Origin of the sequence: uncultured Stenotrophomonas sp. (assembly GCF_963519125.1) — a bacterium.
Lineage (GTDB): Bacteria > Pseudomonadota > Gammaproteobacteria > Xanthomonadales > Xanthomonadaceae > Stenotrophomonas.
In genome coordinates, this window is the sequence record NZ_CAUQLJ010000013.1 from 94,942 (window position 1) to 113,355 (window position 18,414).

The following is an 18,414-nucleotide window of genomic DNA, read 5'->3' on the forward strand; positions in this document are numbered from 1 at the left end:
GGCCCGGGATCTTGGTAATCAATGATCCGCATTTGCGACGGTGTTGTTGTACTGCAACAATTGTCTGGTAGCGCCGGTCCACCACCCCTCCCAACACAGCCTAATCGCCATGTTCTCGAACCGCACTGCCCACGGCCGTACTCCGTCCGTGCACCCCCTCGTTCTCGCTCTCGCCGCCCTGCTGCCATTGACGGCCGCAGCCCAGGACGTCCCCGCCACCAAGGATCCGGTTGCGCTCGATACCCTGCAGGTCACGGCGCAGCGCCGTGTGGAAAACGCAAAGGATGTGCCGGTTTCGATCTCCGCGATCCAGGGCGAGAAGCTCGACGTGCTCGGTTCGGCCGGCGACGACATCCGCTTCCTGTCGGCGCGCGTGCCGAGCCTGAACATCGAATCGTCCTACGGTCGTGCCTTCCCGCGCTTCTACATCCGCGGCCTGGGCAATACCGACTTCGATCTGAATGCGTCGCAGCCGGTGTCGCTGGTGTATGACGATGTGGTGCAGGAGAGCCCGCTGCTGAAGGGCTTCCCGCTGTTCGACCTGGCCGGCGTGGAAGTGCTGCGCGGCCCGCAGGGCACCCTGTTCGGGCGCAATACCCCGGCCGGTGTGGTCAAGTTCGACTCGGCCCGTCCTTCGCAGGACGCCGATGGGTATGTGAAGGTCTCCTACGGCACCTACGACACCTGGAACACCCAGGCCGCCTACGGTGGCCCGCTGACCGACCGCTGGTCCGCGCGCGTGTCGGCGCTGTACCAGCGCCGCGACAACTACGTCGACAACACCCGCCCGAACGCCCCGGCCGAGGGTTTTGAAGGCTACGACGAGTCTGCCGGCCGCGTGCAGTTCCTGTACGAAGGCGATGAGTTCGAAGCGCTGTTCAACCTGCACAAGCGCAAGCTCAACGGCACCGCGCGCCTGTTCCGCGCCAACATCATCCAGCCGGGCAGCAATGCACTGGTGGAAGATTTCGACCGCGACAAGGTGGCCAACGACGGCCAGAACTTCTCCGAACTGGAAACCTGGGGCGGCAGTGCGCGCCTGCAGTGGAACCTGGGCAGCGTGACCCTGCACTCGATCACCGGCTATGAAACCGCCGAGTCGCTCAACCACGGCGATATCGACGGCGGCTACGGCGCCAGCTTCCTGGGCGCCGGCAACTACGGCCCGGGCTTCATTCCGTTCCCGTCCGAGTCGGCCGACGGCCTGCCGCACCACCGCCAGTGGACCCAGGAATTCCGCGTGGAATCCAACGAATGGGGTCGCTTCGACTGGCAGGCCGGCGTGTTCTACTTCGATGAAGACGTCACCATCGACAGCTTCAACTACGACTCGCTGACCCCGGGCAATCCGCAGACCGGCCACGCCGTGCAGAGCCAGCGCAACAAGGCGTGGGCCGCGTTCGCGTCCGGCGACTTCGACGTGACCGACAAGTTCAAGCTGCGCGGTGGCGTGCGCTATACGCAGGACAAGAAGGACTTCACCGCCAGCGTGCTGCAGGCCGTCCCCGGCGGTACCCCGGTGAGCGGTCCGTACATCGCCAACACCGATGTCGATGACGTGAGCTGGGACCTGAGCGGTGTCTACCAGATCACCGACAACGTCAACACCTACGCACGCGTGGCCAAGGGCTTCCGCGCCCCGTCCATCCAGGGCCGCCTGGCCTTCGGTGGCGTCTCGCAGGCCGACTCGGAGAAGGTGATCTCGTACGAAGTGGGCGTCAAGGCCGACCTGTTCGACCGTCGCGCGCGCCTGGGCTTCAACATCTTCCGCTACAACGTCGATGGCCAGCAGTTGATCGCCGTGGGCGGCAGCAACAACACCGCCACCCTGCTCAACGCCGACAAGACCATCGGCCAGGGCGCGGAGCTGGACTTCGAGGCCTACCTGACCGACCACGTGCTGTTGACCCTGGGCAGCAGTTACAACGACACCGAGATCAAGGACCGCGACCTGGCGGTGGCGATCTGCGGTGGCGGCTGCACCATTACCGACCCGACCACGGTGATCAATGGCGGTACCTACGCGCTGGTCAACGGCAACCCGCTGCCGCAGGCGCCGAAGTGGATCCACAACATGACCCTGCGTGCGGGCTTCCCGCTCAGCGACGCCAGCGAACTGTATGTGTACACCGACTGGGCCTACCGCAGCCCGGTGAACTTCTTCCTGTACGAGTCGCCGGAATTCCGCAGCCGCTCGTCGCTGGAAGGCGGCCTGCGCCTGGGTTACAACTGGGAATACGGCCAGTACGACGTGGCGGTGTTCGGTCGCAACCTGACCAACCAGACCCGCGTGGTGGGTGCGATCGACTTCAACAACCTGACCGGCTTCCTCAACGAGCCGCGCACGTTTGGCGTGGAGTTCACCGCGAAGTTCTGATCGCGGTGTGATCGGATGAAACGGAAACGGCGCGGAGAGATCCGCGCCGTTTCTGCTTCAGTCACAGCGCGCTGGCAGGCCTGATCTTCAGCACGGTCTCTTCGGCCGCGCAGTCGCGGCTGGAACCCATGCCCGCCTTTCGTGCCGTTGCGATTTCCTTACGGGCCGCCAGCAGGTCGCTCTTGAATTCTGCGTTGTCGTGCAACCTTGCCACCGCCGCCGCACCCATGAACCGGCCTTCCAGGATGTCGCTCTGCCAGTGCACGTTGCACACCAGACGGCTTTCGCCGTAGTTGCGGCCGCGGGCCTGGATGGCGTCGGCACGCTCGGGCACGATCTCTGAAAGGATCAAGGCCCACGCCCAGCCGATCGAGGTGTGGCCGGAGGGGTAGGAGCCGTTCCTGCGCAGGCCGTCCTCATCTTCGGGCGTGCAGGTCGGTTCGCCGTTGACCATGAACGGCCGTGCGCGCTGGTACTGGTGCTTGGCCGCGCGCGTGGCGGCGCTGGCGTCGATCCGGCTGCGCTCGAGCATGCGGTAAAGGGCCGGCGTCTTCCGGGCATCCACGTCCAGCCCGATCGCGCAGCTGAACTGGTTGGCGCCTTCCGGGAAGCCCAGTTCGGCGTCGCGGTGCGCCTGTTCCCAGCGCGGGCTGCCGCGCAGCGCGCGGGCCTCGCGGCTGACCTGTTCGTCCAGCGCAAACCCGGCCGAACCCGCCAGCGGCGGCGACGGCACCAGGGCCAGGCTGGCCGGCACGGCATCGGCGGCAAGGTAGCCCACCGCCTTGGTCACCACTGAGGCCTCCACCGGCGTGGCCGGGGCCGGCGCCGAGGCGCAGCCGGCCAACACCCCCAGCAGGGCAGTGGTCAGCAGGGGACGGAGGAGGGCAGTGGCGGAAGGCATGGACGGGTCTCGGCGTGCGCGTGAAGCCGGCATGATCGCAGCTTCCTGCCCGCCTGCCAGCAGCCGCAGGTCATGCCGCCAGACCCGGCACGGCGCGCTGCGCCGCAGCAGTGGGATTCGTTTCAAATGCTACGAACCCGCGACTGGGTCACGGACTGCAATGGCCAGCCGACATAGCTTCTGCATCGGCGCCGCCTTCCGTCAGCGGGTTCTTCATCGATACGGCCAATGACAAAGGGCGCCAGCAATCAGGGGGTAATCACTGGTAGAGCGGGGCTCTGCCCCGCTGACCAAACGGAGACGAAAGAATGCAAACCACTGCAGTGGGGAAGGGCATCGGCCTCGCCCTGGGAATCATGCTGGCGTGCGGCAGCGCACACGCCGCCGATGTGCTTGGCGTGGCGTTCGTGCACGGCACCGGCAAGCAGACCGATGCGCGCGCCGACTACTGGCAGCCCGGCATCATCGACACGGTGCGCCAGGGGCTGCCCAACAGCGCCAACTACACCGTGGTCAACTGCGACTTCGAGCAGTACATGTGGAAGCCCGAGGCGGCCGGCTGCCTGGCCGGGCAGCTCACCACCTTCATCAATGCGCGGGGCATCACCAAGCTGGTGGTCATCACCCATTCCAATGGCGGCAACGTAGTGCGCTGGATCCTGTCCAACCCGACCTACGACAGCCGCTACCCGAAACTGATCCAGACCATCAGCAAGGTCACCGCGCTGGCGCCTTCTTCGGCCGGCACGCCGTTGGCCGACGCGGTGCTCAACGGCAACGCCTTCGAAGCTTCAGTGGGCTGGCTGCTGGGCTACCAGAACGATGCGGTACGCATGCAGCAGGTGGGCTGGATGGCCACCTACAACGCGCAGAACCTGTACGGCACCGCCGGTCGCCCGGCACTGCCCCGACCGTTCCGCGCCGTGGTGGGCTCGGACGTGGAGTCGGCGGTGTGGGACAGCAACAGCTACTGCGGCGGCTACGCGCAGAACGTGGGGCTGGAGCTCACCCAGAACTGGCTCAACAGTTGTTCCGACGGCTTCCTGGAATGCAGCAGCCAGAAGGCAGCGGGCAGCGTGCTGTTCACCGACAAGGCGCGCACCCAGGGGGCCGAACCGCTCAGCCACAACCAGAGCCGGCGCGAATGCTTCGGCCTCGGCGCGATCCTGCGCAACGACCTGACCCTTTGAGGAGCACGCCATGACTTCACGACTGAGCTTGGCCATGGCCGTGGCCGCTGCGGTGTTCGCACTGCCGGCGCAGGCCGCACAACCGCTGCAGCCCGCACGCGGCACCGACCAGGTGGCGCCGAAGGTGGAACACGCACCCCTGCCTGATGCGACCATCGAACGCGCCCCGGTGCAGTTCGCCTGGGCGCTGGACCCGAACCAGGCGCTGACCGCGCCGACCCCGTTCACCGCGTTGAGCCGCAGCTATTGGGACACCGTGGATGCGGCCAGCCTGCAGCGCGGCCTGGAGCTGCCGTTGACCGCGCCGGACGCGGTGATCCAGGTCAGCCCGGTGCAGGGTGCCCGCGCGCTGGAGGTGGAACAGCTGCAGGTGCGCGACCCCAGTGGTGCGCCGGCGCTGGACCAGGTGGTTGAGGCCCAGCAGTTGCGTGCCGCCGGCATGGACGTAAACGAGGGCAGCGCGATGGCGCGCACCGGCGCCAGTACGGCGGTGGGCAGCTATCGCCTGCAGGCACCGCAGGCGCAGGGGCGCTACGTGGTGCAGGTGCTGGAACCCAACAGCCCGATCGCGCTGCAGCTGCAGGCCGACCGCCAGCAGGTGCTGGCCGGGGGCCGCGTAGCGCTCAGCGCCCGCCTGCAGAACGATGGCGGCAGCGCGGCGCTGGCGGCAGGGCGCTCGGTGGCGCGTGTGCTGCCGGCCGCAGGGGAGGCCCTGCTGGTGGCGCCGGATGGCCGCAGCTGGCCGGTGCCGCTGATCGCCGGCAAGGACGGGCTGCGTGCGCAGGTGGCGATTCCCGAGGACATCGGCCAGGCGCAGGGCTTGTGGGAGCTGCAGGCCTTCGTGACCGCGCAGGGCGTGCAGCGCGACGCCAAGGTGGCGTTCGCGGTGGCCCGGCCGACCGCACGCTTCAGTGGGCAGGCCGAGGTGGACGCGGCGCAGCGCCAGGTACGGCTGCCGCTGCAGATCGGCGCGCCGGGGCGTTACGAGGCGCGTGGCACGCTGTATGCGACCGGGCCGGGCGGCACGCTGCGTCCGGTGGCGCAGGCGCACAATGCGGCGTGGTTCGACACGACGGGTCCTGGCGAGCTCACGCTGGCGTTTGACACGGTCGCACTGCCCAGCGGCTATGCCGCGCCGTTCGAGCTGCGCGACCTGCAGTTGCAGGACCAAGGCCGGATGGCGCCGATTGAGAGCCGGGCGGTGGCAGTAAGGTTCTGATGGATGGCCGGAGAGCCACGCAGGGCGTGGCTCTACCGGCAAACGGGCTTTACCCCGCGAACGCGGTCAACCGCCCCTCGTGCTCCACCACCTGGATAGGCCCGCCAAACACCTCCGACAGCGGGCCATCACGCAGCAGTTCTTCACGCGTTCCATCGGCGGCAATCCGCCCACCCCGCAACAGCACCACGCGCTCGATTTCCGGAATCACTTCCTCGATGTGGTGGGTCACCAGCACCAGGGTGATGCCCTGCGCGGCCAACGTGCGCATGGTGGCAATCAGGTGCTGGCGGGCCACCAGGTCCAGCCCGCTGGAGGGCTCGTCCAGCAGCAGCGCCTGCGGGCGGTTGACCAGCGCCCGCGCGATCAGCACGCGCCGGGTTTCACCGGCCGACAGCTCGGCGTAGCCCCGCTGCAGCAGCGCCAGCGCGCCGGTCAGGGCCAGGGTTTCACGCACGCGGGCACGCATGTCGTCAGTGACCTCGCGGAAGGCCGGGACCACGAAACTGGCGAAGAAGCCCGACAGCACCGCTTCTTCCACGGTCAGTCCGGGCATGTCCGACAGGTTGCTGCTCAGGTCGCCCGTCACGATGCCCAGTTGCGAGCGCAGCCGGTCCACCTGCCAGCGGTTCTGGCCGAGCACGCGTACCGCCACGGTGCCGTCGGCATGCGCCAGCGGATACAGCTCGCGGGTGATCAGTTTGATGAAGGAGGACTTGCCGCAGCCATTGGGGCCCAGCAGCGCAGTGTGCTGACCCTGCGCGATGCGCAGGCTGAGGTCGTGCAGGACCCGCACCTGGCCACGGATGACGCAGGCCCGGTCCAGTTCGATCAGGGGAGCGGCGGCTGCAGTGGCCGACGGAGGGGTAGCAACAGTCATGAATGCGGGGGCAATGCTCACGAAGGGGGAAAACAACTGAATGACTACGCAAAAATGGCACCAGACGGATGAAGTTTGCAACGTCTGGCCCCATCATGGTGGGAACTTCCCTGTTTCCTGCTGGCCGATACGGCCCGGAGTCCTGCGATGCCTGACGTCCTCCTCAACTTCCTGACCGGCGGCGTCGTCGGCCTGAGCTGGTGGGGCATGGGCCTGGTGCTGCTGGTGTTCACCCAGCTCACCATCTTTGCCGTGACCCTGTACCTGCACCGCAGCCAGGCGCATCGCGGCGTGGACTTCCACCCGGCCGTCGCACACTTCTTCCGCTTCTGGACCTGGCTTACCACCTCCATGATCACCAAGGAGTGGGTGGCCATCCACCGCAAGCACCACGCCAAGGTGGAAACCGAGGAAGACCCGCACAGCCCGGTCACCAAGGGCATCGGCACGGTGTTCTGGCGTGGCGTGGAGCTGTACCGCGAAGCGCGCGGCATGCGCGCGGACATCGAGCAGTACGGCCGTGGCGCACCGGAGGACTGGATCGAGCGCCACCTGTACACCCCGCACGCCAACCTGGGCCCGGTCGCCCTGTTCGCGCTGAACCTGTTGCTGTTCGGCCTGCCCGGCATTGCGCTGTGGGCAATCCAGATGGCATGGATCCCGTTCTGGGCCGCCGGGGTGGTCAACGGGCTGGGCCACTGGTGGGGCTACCGCAACTTCGAATCGGCCGACACCTCCACCAACCTCACCCCGTGGGCGTTCTGGATCGGTGGCGAAGAACTGCACAACAACCACCATGCGTTCCCCAGCTCGGCGCGTTTCTCGATGCGCCGCTGGGAGTTCGACATCGGCTGGGCCGCGATCCGCGGCCTGCAGGCGCTGCGCCTGGCAAAAGTGCTGCGCGTGGCACCGAGCATGGACGTGCGCCCGAACATCGCCGTGCCGGATGCCGAAACGCTCAAGGCGCTGCTCTCGCACCGCTTCCAGGCGATGACCGACTACCAGCGAAACGTGTTCGTGCCGGCCCTGCGTGAAGAAGCCGCGATGGCCGGCGCCAAGCTGCGCCAGCTGCTGCCGCGCCGCATGCGCCGTGGCCTGGTCAACGACGGCCGCTGGCTCAAGCCGGACTGCCGCGCCGAGCTGAGCAGCTGGGTCGAACAGCGTCCGCGCATCCGTGTGCTGGTCGAACACCGCGCGCGCCTGTCGGCCCTGCTTGAAGCCCGCGGCAACGACGCCGCCGAACGCCTCAAGCTGCTGCAGGCCTGGTGCCACGAGGCCGAAGCCAGCGGCATCGCCGCGCTGCAGAACTACGCGGCGCGCCTGAAGGGCTATTCGTTGACGGCGCACTGAGTGGTGCGCCGCACCGACTCTGCCAACGGCAAACGCCGCCTCGCGCGGCGTTTTTCCTGTGCAGCGCTGCTGATGCTGGCCGCCGTCGCGCAGGCCCAGGTCACCGACACCGGCACCTATCTGCAGCGAATGGATGCGGACGGCGATGGCAAGGTGAGCGTTGAGGAATACGTACAGTGGATGATGTACGCCTTCGACCGCATGGACCGCAACGGCGACGGTGTGCTCAGCGCCGATGAACTGCCCGGCGGCAAAGGCAAGCCGATCACCCGCGAGCAGCAGCGCCAGACCATCGAAGAACGCTTCCACAAACAGGACGCCAACGGCGACGGGTTCCTGAGCGCGAAAGAACTGTCCGCGCCCCCGCGTTGAACGCGGCGGCCGGCGGCCCCACAACGGTAGAGCGGGGCTCTGCCCCGCTGCGCACCCGACTGGAACTCCGATGCCCGAACTGCCCGAAGTAGAAACCACCCGCCGCGGCCTGGCGCCGCACCTGGAAGGCCGCCGCGTGCACGGGGTGATCCTGCGCCGGCCGGACCTGCGTTGGCCGATTCCCGACGAAATCGGTGCGCTGCTGCCCGGGCAGGCGATCGAAGGGGTGCGGCGGCGGGCCAAGTACCTGCTGCTGGACACCGCCATCGGCAGTGCGGTGCTGCACCTGGGCATGTCCGGCAGCCTGCGCGTGCTACCGGGAGACACCCCGGTCCGCGCGCACGACCACGTCGACATCAGCCTCGACAACGGCCGCCTGCTGCGCTTCAACGACCCGCGCCGGTTCGGCAGCCTGCTGTGGCAGCCGGCCGGCCACACCCACCCGCTGCTCGCCGGGCTGGGTCCGGAACCCCTGGACGACGCGTTCGACGGCGACTACCTGTTCCAGCGCAGCCGCGGCCGCAGCGCCTCGGTGAAGACCTTCCTGATGGACCAGGCGATCGTGGTCGGGGTCGGCAACATCTATGCGGCCGAAAGCCTGTTCATGGCGGGAATCAACCCGCTGCGCGAAGCCGGAAAAATTTCGCGTGAGCGCTACCAGCGGCTGGCCACGGCGGTGAAACAGATCCTGGGCCATGCCATCACCCGTGGCGGCACCACCCTGCGCGACTTCATCAATCCGGACGGCGCGCCAGGCTATTTCGAGCAGGAGCTGCTGGTGTACGGACGTGAAGGCGAGCCCTGCCGACAGTGCGGCCGGGCCCTGCGCCACGCCACCATCGGCCAGCGCGCCAGCGTCTGGTGCGGACACTGCCAACGCTGAGGCGTAGCGCGAAGGGCACGTGAGGGCGTTATAGTCGGCCAAACGTCACCGGCGGGGGTGTGCGATGGACGAAAGCCCGGATATCACCGTATGGCTCGATTCGGCCCGCGCGGGCGACCGCGCCTCGCTGGACCGGGTGCTGACCCTGCTGTACCAGGAACTGCACAGCATGGCCCGGCGCCAGCTGGCCGGGCAGCAGGGGCGCACCCTCGATGCCACCTCGCTGGTGCACGAGTCCTACCTGAAACTGCTGGGTGCGCGCGGCGCGGCGCGCTTCGAGGACCGCGCGCATTTCTTCGCCTATGCCGCCTCGGCGATGCGCAGCGTGGTGGTGGACTACGCGCGCAACCGGCTGGCGCGCAAGCGCGGCGGTGACCTCAAGCGGGTAGCGGAGATTCCCGAAAACAGCAGCAGTGGCGTGCGCCTGGACGAAGACCTGCTGGCGCTGGACGTGGCGCTGGCGCGGCTGCAGGCGGTGGACAACCACCTGGCCAAGGTGGTGGAGCTGCGCTACTTCGCGGGGCTGTCCGAACAGGAGATCGCCGACCTGTGCCAGCGCTCCGAGCGCAGCATCCGGCGCGACTGGCAGAAAGCACGGATGTTCCTGCTGGCCTCGGTCCGCGAGGACTGAGCACCGCAGTGGTCAGGGTCCCGCGCGGTGGCGCGGGCGGTTCGGCACAGAGGTAACGCAGCGCCCGGGGAAGGGACGATGGACGCAGTGCGCTGGCGGCAGCTGTCTTCGCTGCTGGATCAGTTGCTGGAAATGCCCCACGACCAGCGCAGTGCGCGCCTGGCGCAGCTGCGTGCGGCCGACGCCACGCTGGCCGACGACCTGGAACGGCTGCTCGCGCATGAGCAGGAAAGCCAGGACTTCATGGCCCAGCCGCTGTGGACGGCCGCGCCGGAAGACAGCCGCGCCGGTACCCATATCGGTCCGTACCAGCTGCTGCGCCAGCTCGGCGAAGGCGGCATGGGTGAGGTCTGGCTGGCCGAGCGCGCCGACGGGCTGTACCAGCGCCAGGTGGCGTTGAAGCTGCTGCGCAGCGGCTACGCCGACCCCGGGTTGCGCCAGCGCTTCAGCCGCGAACGCGAGATCCTGGCGCGCCTGCAGCACCCGCACCTGGCGCAGCTGCTGGACGCCGGCGTGGACCTGCAGGGCCAGCCGTACCTGGCGCTGGCCTATGTGGAAGGCGAACCCATCACCGACTACTGCCAGCGCCTGCAGCTGCCGCTGGAGCGCCGCCTGCAGCTGATGCTGCAGGTGTGCGCCGTGGTCAGCCATGCGCATGCCAACCTGATCGTGCATCGTGATCTCAAGCCTTCCAACATCCTGGTCACTGCCGAGGGTGAGGTGAAGCTGCTGGATTTCGGCATCGCGAAGCTGCTGGCTGGTGACGAACTGCCTGCCAACGCGGCGCACCCGCCAACCGAAGCGCGCGCCTTCACCCTGCACTACGCAGCGCCCGAGCAGGTGCGCGGCGAACCGGTAACCACACTGACCGATGTGTACTCACTGGGCGTGGTCCTGTTCGAGGTGATCACCGGGCGCAAGCCGTACCGCCTGCGCCGGCACAGCGACGCCGAGTGGGAACGTTCGATCCTGGAAGTGGACGCGCCGCGCGCCTCGAGCGTGCTGCTGCGTGGCGACGGCAGCGATACCGGCGTCACGCCGGCCACGCGGCGGCTGGCCCGGCGCCTGCGTGGCGATCTGGATACGGTGCTGCTCAAGGCCCTGCAGAAGGATCCCGCGCAGCGCTATGCCTCGGTGGAGGCGCTGGCGCAGGACCTGCAGCGCTTCCTCGAAGGCCGCCCGATCCAGGCGCGCCCGCAGCGCTCGCTGTACCGCCTGCGCAAGTACCTGGGACGGCATCGCTGGGGCGTGGGGCTGGCGCTGGTGGCGGTGCTGGCCCTGCTCGCGCTGGCGGCGCTGGCGCTGTGGCAGATGCAGCAGGCGCGGCGCGAGATCGCGCGGGCGCAGGCCATGCAGGATTTCACCATCGGCTTGTTCGACCGCGCTGCCAGCGTGCGCCACGGCAGTTTCGACGTGCGCCAACTGCTGGCAACCGGGCAGCAGCGCGGCGAAGCCGAGCTGGCCGACCAGCCGCTGCCGCTGGCCGATCTGGAGGGGGTGATCGGGCGGCTGCGGATCGGCATGGGCGATTACGCGCTGGCGCTGGAAACCCTGGACCGCCAACGCGCGTTGCTGGAACAGGTGAAAGAGGTACCGCCGGACCTGCAACTGGAAGCGGTCACCCAGCGCGGCCGCGCGCTGCGCATGCTGGGACGCTCGCGTGAATGCGTGGCGCACATGCTGCCCATGCAATCACTGGCCAGTGATCACCATCAGGCACTGCCCTCGCTGGTGGCCGAATTCCACGCGCAGCTGGGCCGCTGCCAGCAGTTGCTCGGTTTCCGGGATGAGGCGCGACAGGCGTTCCAACAGGCGCTGGCACTGCGCCGCGACGTGGCCCACGACGCCACCGGCATGGCCGAAAGCCTGGCCGACCTGGCGGCACTGGAGAACGACGAGGGGAACGCGCCGGCCGCCCTGTCAGGCTACCGGCAGGCGCTGACGCTGCTGCAGTCCCGCACCACCGACCGCCACCCGCAGCTTGTGACGCTCCGCCGGAATCTGGGCGAAACCCTTGCCGCGCAGGGCGATCTGGATGGCGCCGAACAGGCGCTGCAGGCGGCCGCGGCCGATGCGGTGATGCTGTACGGCGCAGACCACCCCGAAACCCTGAGCATCCGCCGCCTGCGTGCCACGCTGGTGATGCAGCGCGGTGATCTGGCACAGGCCGCGCAGGCGCTGCAGGAGGTGCACCGGCTTACCCGCAAGGCCCTGGGCGAACAGCACCGCGACACCGGCCAGACCTGGCATGCGCTGGGCCGGGTGGCGCTGGAACAGGGCGACAGCACGGCGGCGGTGGACGCCTTCGCGCGCGCGGTGGCGATCTGGCGGCAACCGGACTGCATCGGGCTGCTGCCACAGGGGCTGTTCGACTACGCCAACGCGCTGGCCGACAGCGGGCGCTGGCAGGACGCGCTGGCCGCGCTGCGCGAAAGCCGCCAGTGGCAGGCCGCGCAACGCGGCGACGACGACCCGGACGTACAGCGCGCCGAGCGCCGGATGGCCGAAATCATCGGCGAGTATGTGGACCCCTGGCAGGCCGGCGACCGCCTGGCCGGACTGATGCACCAGTCTGCGCGGGGCGGCCCGGACGCGCGCCTGCAGCAGCAGGCGGTGCAGCTGGCGTGGGGGCGCAACCTGATCCGCATGGACCAGCCGGTGGAGGCGCAGCGCGTGCTGCAGCCGCTTGTTGCGGGTGACGCGATGGACCCACGCAACGTGCACCTGCGCTGGTTGGCCCGGACCGCGCTGGGTCAGCTGGACTGCGTGCAGGCGCCGGCGCGCGGGCGCGCGACTCTGTTGCAGCTGCAGGCCGAGGTCCGCCAGCAGCGCCCGCAGGGCGGCCGCGTGCCGCGTCAGATCGACCGGGCCCTGCGCGGCTGCCAGCCTGAACGGCAATCCCGCACCACAGCGGCGAATTAACGCGGGCATGCCTATGATGGCCGGCCCTTTCCTGCCATCGCTGCCTGCATGCAACGACGCGACTTCATCCGCAACGCTTCCCTGGCCCTGGCGGCCATTGGTTTCCCCGCGCTGCCGGCCTGTGCCGCGCAGGGCAGCCAGGTAGGCCTGCGCCGGCTCGGCGAGCCGCAGCCGTTCGACTTCGCGATCCTCAAGGGGCAGGCGCGCGCGCTGTCCGAGGCCGCCTACAAGACCCACCGGCGAACCCTGCCGGGGCCGCTGGAGGCGCTGGACTGGGACCAGTACCAGTCGATCCGCTACCGCCAGGACCACGCGCTGTGGGCCGACCAGCCCGGGCGATTCCAGGCCAAGTTCTTCCACCTGGGCCTGTACTTCCATTCGCCGGTGCGCATGTTCGACGTGGTCGACGGCAAGGCGCAGGAACTGGCCTATGACCCGGCCGCGTTCGACTACGGCAGCAGTGGCCTGAAGAATGGCCACCTGCCGGCCGACCTGGGTTTTGCCGGCTTCCGCCTCAACACCCGCCAGGACACCGACCGCGACTTTGCCGCGTTCCTGGGCGCCAGTTACTTCCGCGCGGTGGGCAGGGAAGGCCAGTACGGCCAGTCCGCGCGCGGACTGGCGATCGACACTGGCATGGATCGCCCGGAAGAATTCCCGGACTTCATCGCCTACTTCCTGGAGCAGCCGGCCAAGGATTCCAATACGCTGGTGGTGTACGCGCTGCTGGACTCGCCCAGCGTGGCCGGTGCCTACCGCTTTGCGATCACCAACGGCGACGTGTTGCTGATGGACGTGGACGTGGCGTTGTACCCGCGCAAGGCGATCGAACGCCTGGGTATCGCGCCGTGCACCAGCATGTACCAGGTGGGCGAGAACGACCGCCGCATGGCCTGGGACTGGCGCCCGGAGATCCACGACACCGACGGCCTGTCGATGTGGACTGGCGCCGGCGAATGGATCTGGCGGCCGCTGTCCAACCCGCGCCAGCTGCGCTTCAACATGTTCGTGGACAACAACCCGCGCGGGTTCGGACTGCTGCAGCGCGACCGCAATTTCGACCATTACCAGGACGACGGCGTGTTCTATGAGAAGCGCCCGTGCCTGTGGGTGGAACCGAAGGGGCAGTGGGGCAAGGGCTCGGTGCAGCTGGTGGAGATTCCCACCGTGGACGAGACCTTCGACAACATCGTGGCCTTCTGGAATCCGGAGGCCAAGCCGCAGCCGGGCCAGGAAATGCTGATCGGCTATCGCCTGTACTGGGGCGCCGAACCGCCGGCACGCCCGCCGCTGGCCCAGGCCGTGGCCACCCGCACCGGCCTGGGCGGGGTGATCGGCAAGAAGCGCGAGCGTTTCTCGTGGCGTTTCGCGGTCGACTTCCAGGGCGGCGAACTGGCTGCACTGATCGACAAGGGCGACGTCGAAGCCGTCGTCCAGACCAGCCGCGGCACCACCGAGATCGTCTCGGCGCGTCCGCTGCGCGAGATCAAAGGCTACCGCGCCATGTTCGACCTGGTCCCGCCGGATGAAAGCACCGACCAGATAGACATCCGCCTGTACCTCCGCAGCGCCGGAAAAACGCTGACGGAAACCTGGCTCTACCAATACAACCCGCCGCCAGCCGGTGCGCCGGAACGCACGTTGTACTGATCACAACGGCAGCGGGGCCTGCATCGGATCGATGCGGCCCTCGCCGCGGGTGATCTTCTTGAACTCCGCGCGGCTGACCGATACGTAGCGTTCGTTGCCGCCGATCTCCACCTGCGGGCCGTCCTGCACCGCGTGGCCGTGTTCGTCCACGCGCACGGTCATGGTGGCCTTCTTGCCGCTGTGGCAGATGGTCTTGATCTCCTGCATCTCGTCGGCCCAGGCCAGCAGGTACTGGCTGCCTTCGAACAGCTCGCCACGGAAGTCGGTACGCAGCCCGTAGCAGAGCACCGGGATGCGCAACTGGTCGACCACCTCGCTGAGCTGCCAGACCTGGCTGCGGCTGAGGAACTGCGCTTCGTCCACCAGCACGCATCCGAGCGGCCCGTGGGCGGCCAGGTCGTCGCGGATCAGCCGTTCAAGATCGGTTTCGCGGTCGAAGGCCACGCCCTCGGCCTTCAGCCCGATCCGCGACGCGACCACGCCACGCCCGGCGCGGTCGTCCAGGCGCGGGGTCAGGATCGCCACGCGCATGCCGCGTTCGCGGTAGTTGTGCGCCGACTGCAGCAGCGTGGTGGTCTTGCCGGCATTCATCGCCGAATAGTAGAAATAGAGCTTGGCCATGGGCCAATTCTAGACCGCCGCTCAACGCCCGTCGCCGGGGTTCACCGTTTCCGGCGCGCCCACGTCGATCTGCTGCTGGCGCAGCGGTGCCTTCCAGTAAGTGTCCTGCAGGCACCAGTACAGCTCGGGCTGCCAGTAGACCGGATCGTAGTAGTCCGCACCGGTGCGGATTTCACCGGCCGCCGCGCCTGTCTTCTGTTCCACCTGCAGCCCACTGTGCACGTGTCCGACCCGGCTTCCGGTGATCCTGCCAAGCCGTTCGCGCATGGCCTGCTCCAGCCGCGGCTTGGCCACCGCGTCGGCGTACTGGGCAAACACCGGCTTGGCGCGCTCCATCGCGCGCTGGCGCTGGCCCTCGTCGAGCTCGGCCCACCAGGCCGCCCGCAGCAGCACGAAGTCGTGGTATTCGCGCTCGGCGGCAAGGTCCATCCAGACGTAGGCCAGCTCGGGGTCGCGCGCTACGCCGAGGCCTTCGCGGTACATGATCGCCACCCGCAACTGCGAGTACTTGTCGCCGTACTCGGCGGCCTTGCGGAAGCGGGTGAACGCCTTGGGCAGGTTGCCGCGATCAAAGTACTTCAGGCCCAGGCTGCGCCAGCGCAGGTCCGGGTGGCCGTCCAGGAAGCCGTCGGTCATCAGCGTGGACGGTATGGTCCGGGCGGGCTGTGGCGGGCAGCGCGCGGGTTCGGCAGCGGCCGGTGTTGCAGGCGGCCCCAGGGCCAGGCCCAACAGGGCAATGGTCGTGCTGCGCATGAATCCATTCATGGTCAAGCTCCACGGAACGTTCCATCGGAATACCGCAACCCCTGGTGACGGTCAAGCCGGGTCCGCGCCGCCGCCGCCCGCTACAATGCGCCTCCGACGGAGAAGGCATGCACGGTCTCAATCCCCCCCAGCAAGCGGCAGTGATGCACTGCGAAGGTCCCCTGCTGGTACTGGCCGGTGCCGGCAGCGGCAAGACGCGCGTGATCGTGGAAAAGATCGCGCAGCTGATCGGCAGCCGGCGGTATCCGGCCAAGCGCATCGCGGCGATTACCTTCACCAACAAGTCCGCCAAGGAAATGCGCGAGCGTGTGGCCAAGCGTCTGCGCGGCGGCGATGCGGACGAGGTGACCATCTGCACCTTCCATGCGCTGGGGCTGAAGTTCCTGCAGATCGAGCATGCGGCGGTCGGGCTCAAGCGTGGCTTCTCGATCTTCGACGCCGATGATTCCACCTCGCAGGTGAAAGACCTGATGTACGGCGCCAAGCCGGACGACATCGAGGACGTGAAGAACCTGATCTCGCGCGCGAAGAACGCCGGGCTTTCGCCCGAGCAGGCGATGCAGGCTGCGCGCAGCAACCGCGAGAAGGAGGCGGCCAGCGTCTACGAGCGCTACCAGCTGCGCCTGACCGCGTTCAATGCGGTCGACTTCGACGACCTGATCCGCCTGCCGGTCCAGGTGCTGGAGGAAAACCCGGAGATCGCGCTGGCCTGGCGCGAGCGGATCGGCTACCTGCTGGTCGACGAATGCCAGGACACCAACGATGCGCAGTACCGGCTGCTCAAGCAGCTGGCCGGCAGCGCCGGCAACTTCACCTGCGTGGGCGACGACGACCAGTCGATCTACGCGTGGCGCGGTGCCAATCCGGAAAACCTGCAGCAGATGGGGCGAGATTACCCCGCGCTGGAAATCATCAAGCTGGAACAGAACTACCGCTGCTCCAACCGTGTGCTGCGCGCGGCCAATGCGCTGATCGCCAACAACCCGCACGAACACCTGAAGAAGCTGTGGAGCGACCAGGCCGACGGCGAGCGCATCCGCGTGTGGGAGTGCCGCAACAGCGAACACGAGGCGGAAAAGGTCGCTGCGGAGATCGCCTACATCGCACAGGCGAAACAGGTGCCATGGAGCGATTTCTGCATCCTGTTCCGCGGCAACTTCCAGTCGCGGCCGCTGGAAAAAGCGCTGCAGCTGGTGCGCGTGCCGTACCACATCACCGGCGGCACCGCGTTCCTGGAACGGCAGGAAGTGAAGGACACGCTGTCGTGGCTGCGGCTGCTGGTAAACCCTGACGACGACACCGCGTTCATGCGCGCGGTGCAGTCGCCCAAGCGCGAAGTAGGTGCCGGCACCCTGGCCAAGCTCGCAGAGCTGGCCTCGGAAAAAGATCTGCCGATGGCGCACGCAGCCGAGGCGATCGGCGCGCTTGCACAGCTCCCACCGCGCGCAGCCAACAGCCTGAGCCGCTTCACCGACATCCTGCGCGACCTGCGCGCGGAGATGCCCAAGCTGAGCTCGGGCGATCTGGTGCGGCGGCTGGTCAAGGACTCCGGGCTGGTCTCCGAACTGCGCGGCGCGTGCAAGGAGGAGTCGGTGTACCAGCGTCGGCTGGCCAACCTGGAAGAGCTGGCGCAGTGGTTTGAAGGCGGCCCGCGCGGTGCCTCCACGGCCGACCTGGCCGCGCAGCTGGCGTTGTTGTCGCGCAACGACAAGGACGACGGCGGCAACCAGGTGCGCATGATGACCCTGCACGCGTCCAAAGGCCTGGAGTTCCCGTACGTGTTCATCGTCGGCTGCGAAGATGGCGTGCTGCCGCACCAGGTCAGCCTGGACGAAGGCAACCTGCAGGAAGAGCGGCGGCTGCTGTACGTGGGCATTACCCGCGCGAAGATCCAGCTGTGGATGAGCCACAGCAAGCTGACCCGCAAGTTCGGTGAGCACGTGCGGTTGAAGCCCAGCCGCTTCTTCGACGAGATTCCGGCCGAGGAAATGCAGCGCGATGGGGCCGATCCGGTGGCGGATGCCGCGCGCAAGAAGGAACGGGCCAGTGCGGGGTTGGCGGCGATCCAGGCGTTGTTTGATTGATCAACCACCATGACCGGTAACGACATGTCCAACCTGATCCAGACCGAACGCCTGCACCTGCGCCTGATGGATCCGGATCGGGACGCGGCCGACATGCTGGCCCTGCTCAACGAGCCGGGCTTCATCCGCAACATCGCCGACCGCAACGTACGCACCGTGGCGCAGGCGCGCGACTACACCGCCGAGCGGGTGCTGGGCAGCTACACGCTCAACGGCTTCGGCATGTACGCGATCATCCGCCGCAGCGACGGTGCGTGGCTGGGCAATGCCGGGCTTGTGCGTCGTGCCGAGCTGCCAGGGCCGGATATCGGCTATGCGTTGCGGGCGGAATATGAAGGGCAGGGCTACGCGCTTGAAGCCGCGCGCGGAGTGCAGCATTACGCGCGCGACGTGCTCGGATACCCGGAGCTGTACGGCATCGTTGCGCCGCATAACGAACGTTCTGCAGCGTTGCTGCGCAAGCTGGGGATGGAGGCACGCGGTACGTTGCAGCTGCCGCCGCCGGTGGATGAGCAGGTATTGCTGTTCGCGACGCCGGGCGCGGCACCGCTCGCGTAGAGCCGGGCTCT

At 68.0% G+C, this 18,414-nt stretch carries 15 protein-coding genes; 11 read left to right on the forward strand and 4 right to left on the reverse strand.

The genetic code is table 11. The annotated features are described in order from the left end of the window. The first annotated feature begins 109 nt into the window (after positions 1-109). Entirely contained in the window at positions 110-2,377 is a 2,268-nt protein-coding gene (locus tag RYM47_RS12915) for a TonB-dependent receptor (protein ID WP_315388438.1), read from the forward strand. A gap of 61 nt (positions 2,378-2,438) precedes the next feature. On the opposite strand, the gene RYM47_RS12920 is transcribed toward RYM47_RS12915, so the two are convergent. Beyond that, positions 2,439-3,278, reverse strand: a complete 840-nt coding sequence (locus tag RYM47_RS12920; RefSeq protein ID WP_315388440.1) for a phosphatase PAP2 family protein — start codon at positions 3,276-3,278, stop codon at positions 2,439-2,441. Between the two features lie 308 nt (positions 3,279-3,586). Here RYM47_RS12920 and RYM47_RS12925 point away from each other — a divergent pair, with 308 nt between their 5' ends. Together RYM47_RS12925 and RYM47_RS12930 are read left to right on the forward strand one after the other, a co-directional pair. Next, entirely contained in the window at positions 3,587-4,468 is an 882-nt protein-coding gene (locus RYM47_RS12925; RefSeq protein ID WP_315388442.1) for a hypothetical protein, read from the forward strand. 10 nt (positions 4,469-4,478) lie between these two features. Next, complete coding sequence (locus tag RYM47_RS12930; protein ID WP_315388444.1) at positions 4,479-5,687, forward strand: DUF4785 domain-containing protein; 1,209 nt, start codon at positions 4,479-4,481, stop codon at positions 5,685-5,687. Between the two features lie 49 nt (positions 5,688-5,736). On the opposite strand, the gene RYM47_RS12935 is transcribed toward RYM47_RS12930, so the two are convergent. Next, a complete protein-coding gene (locus RYM47_RS12935) occupies positions 5,737-6,567 on the reverse strand; it encodes an ATP-binding cassette domain-containing protein (protein ID WP_315388445.1) in 831 nt (276 codons plus the stop codon). Between the two features lie 147 nt (positions 6,568-6,714). Between RYM47_RS12935 and RYM47_RS12940 the strand changes: the two genes are divergently transcribed. From RYM47_RS12940 to RYM47_RS12965, 6 genes are all read left to right on the forward strand, one after another. Further along, positions 6,715-7,917, forward strand: coding sequence for a fatty acid desaturase (locus tag RYM47_RS12940; protein ID WP_315388446.1), 1,203 nt, complete (start codon positions 6,715-6,717; stop codon positions 7,915-7,917). 72 nt (positions 7,918-7,989) lie between these two features. Further along, entirely contained in the window at positions 7,990-8,289 is a 300-nt protein-coding gene (locus RYM47_RS12945; RefSeq protein WP_315388448.1) for an EF-hand domain-containing protein, read from the forward strand. A 70-nt stretch (positions 8,290-8,359) separates the two neighbouring features. Next, the gene (gene mutM, locus RYM47_RS12950; RefSeq protein ID WP_315388450.1) at positions 8,360-9,172 is read left to right on the forward strand and encodes a bifunctional DNA-formamidopyrimidine glycosylase/DNA-(apurinic or apyrimidinic site) lyase; all 813 of its coding nucleotides are present in this window, start codon (positions 8,360-8,362) and stop codon (positions 9,170-9,172) included. A 64-nt stretch (positions 9,173-9,236) separates the two neighbouring features. Beyond that, complete coding sequence (locus tag RYM47_RS12955) at positions 9,237-9,803, forward strand: ECF-type sigma factor (RefSeq protein ID WP_145480584.1); 567 nt, start codon at positions 9,237-9,239, stop codon at positions 9,801-9,803. Between the two features lie 78 nt (positions 9,804-9,881). After that, entirely contained in the window at positions 9,882-12,725 is a 2,844-nt protein-coding gene (locus RYM47_RS12960; RefSeq protein ID WP_315388452.1) for a serine/threonine-protein kinase, read from the forward strand. Between the two features lie 48 nt (positions 12,726-12,773). Continuing rightward, positions 12,774-14,375: a glucan biosynthesis protein D gene (locus RYM47_RS12965; protein WP_315388454.1), complete on the forward strand. Its 1,602-nt coding sequence runs from the start codon at positions 12,774-12,776 to the stop codon at positions 14,373-14,375. On the opposite strand, the gene RYM47_RS12970 is transcribed toward RYM47_RS12965, so the two are convergent. Next, positions 14,376-14,996, reverse strand: coding sequence for a thymidine kinase (locus RYM47_RS12970; protein ID WP_315388455.1), 621 nt, complete (start codon positions 14,994-14,996; stop codon positions 14,376-14,378). 21 nt (positions 14,997-15,017) lie between these two features. Next, positions 15,018-15,749, reverse strand: coding sequence for a sel1 repeat family protein (locus tag RYM47_RS12975; protein ID WP_315388457.1), 732 nt, complete (start codon positions 15,747-15,749; stop codon positions 15,018-15,020). A gap of 119 nt (positions 15,750-15,868) precedes the next feature. Between RYM47_RS12975 and RYM47_RS12980 the strand changes: the two genes are divergently transcribed. Continuing rightward, complete coding sequence (locus RYM47_RS12980) at positions 15,869-17,845, forward strand: UvrD-helicase domain-containing protein (protein ID WP_315388458.1); 1,977 nt, start codon at positions 15,869-15,871, stop codon at positions 17,843-17,845. A gap of 24 nt (positions 17,846-17,869) precedes the next feature. Continuing rightward, positions 17,870-18,403 (forward strand): GNAT family N-acetyltransferase, encoded by a 534-nt coding sequence (locus RYM47_RS12985; RefSeq protein WP_315388459.1) that lies wholly within the window; start codon positions 17,870-17,872, stop codon positions 18,401-18,403. Positions 18,404-18,414 lie beyond the last annotated feature (11 nt).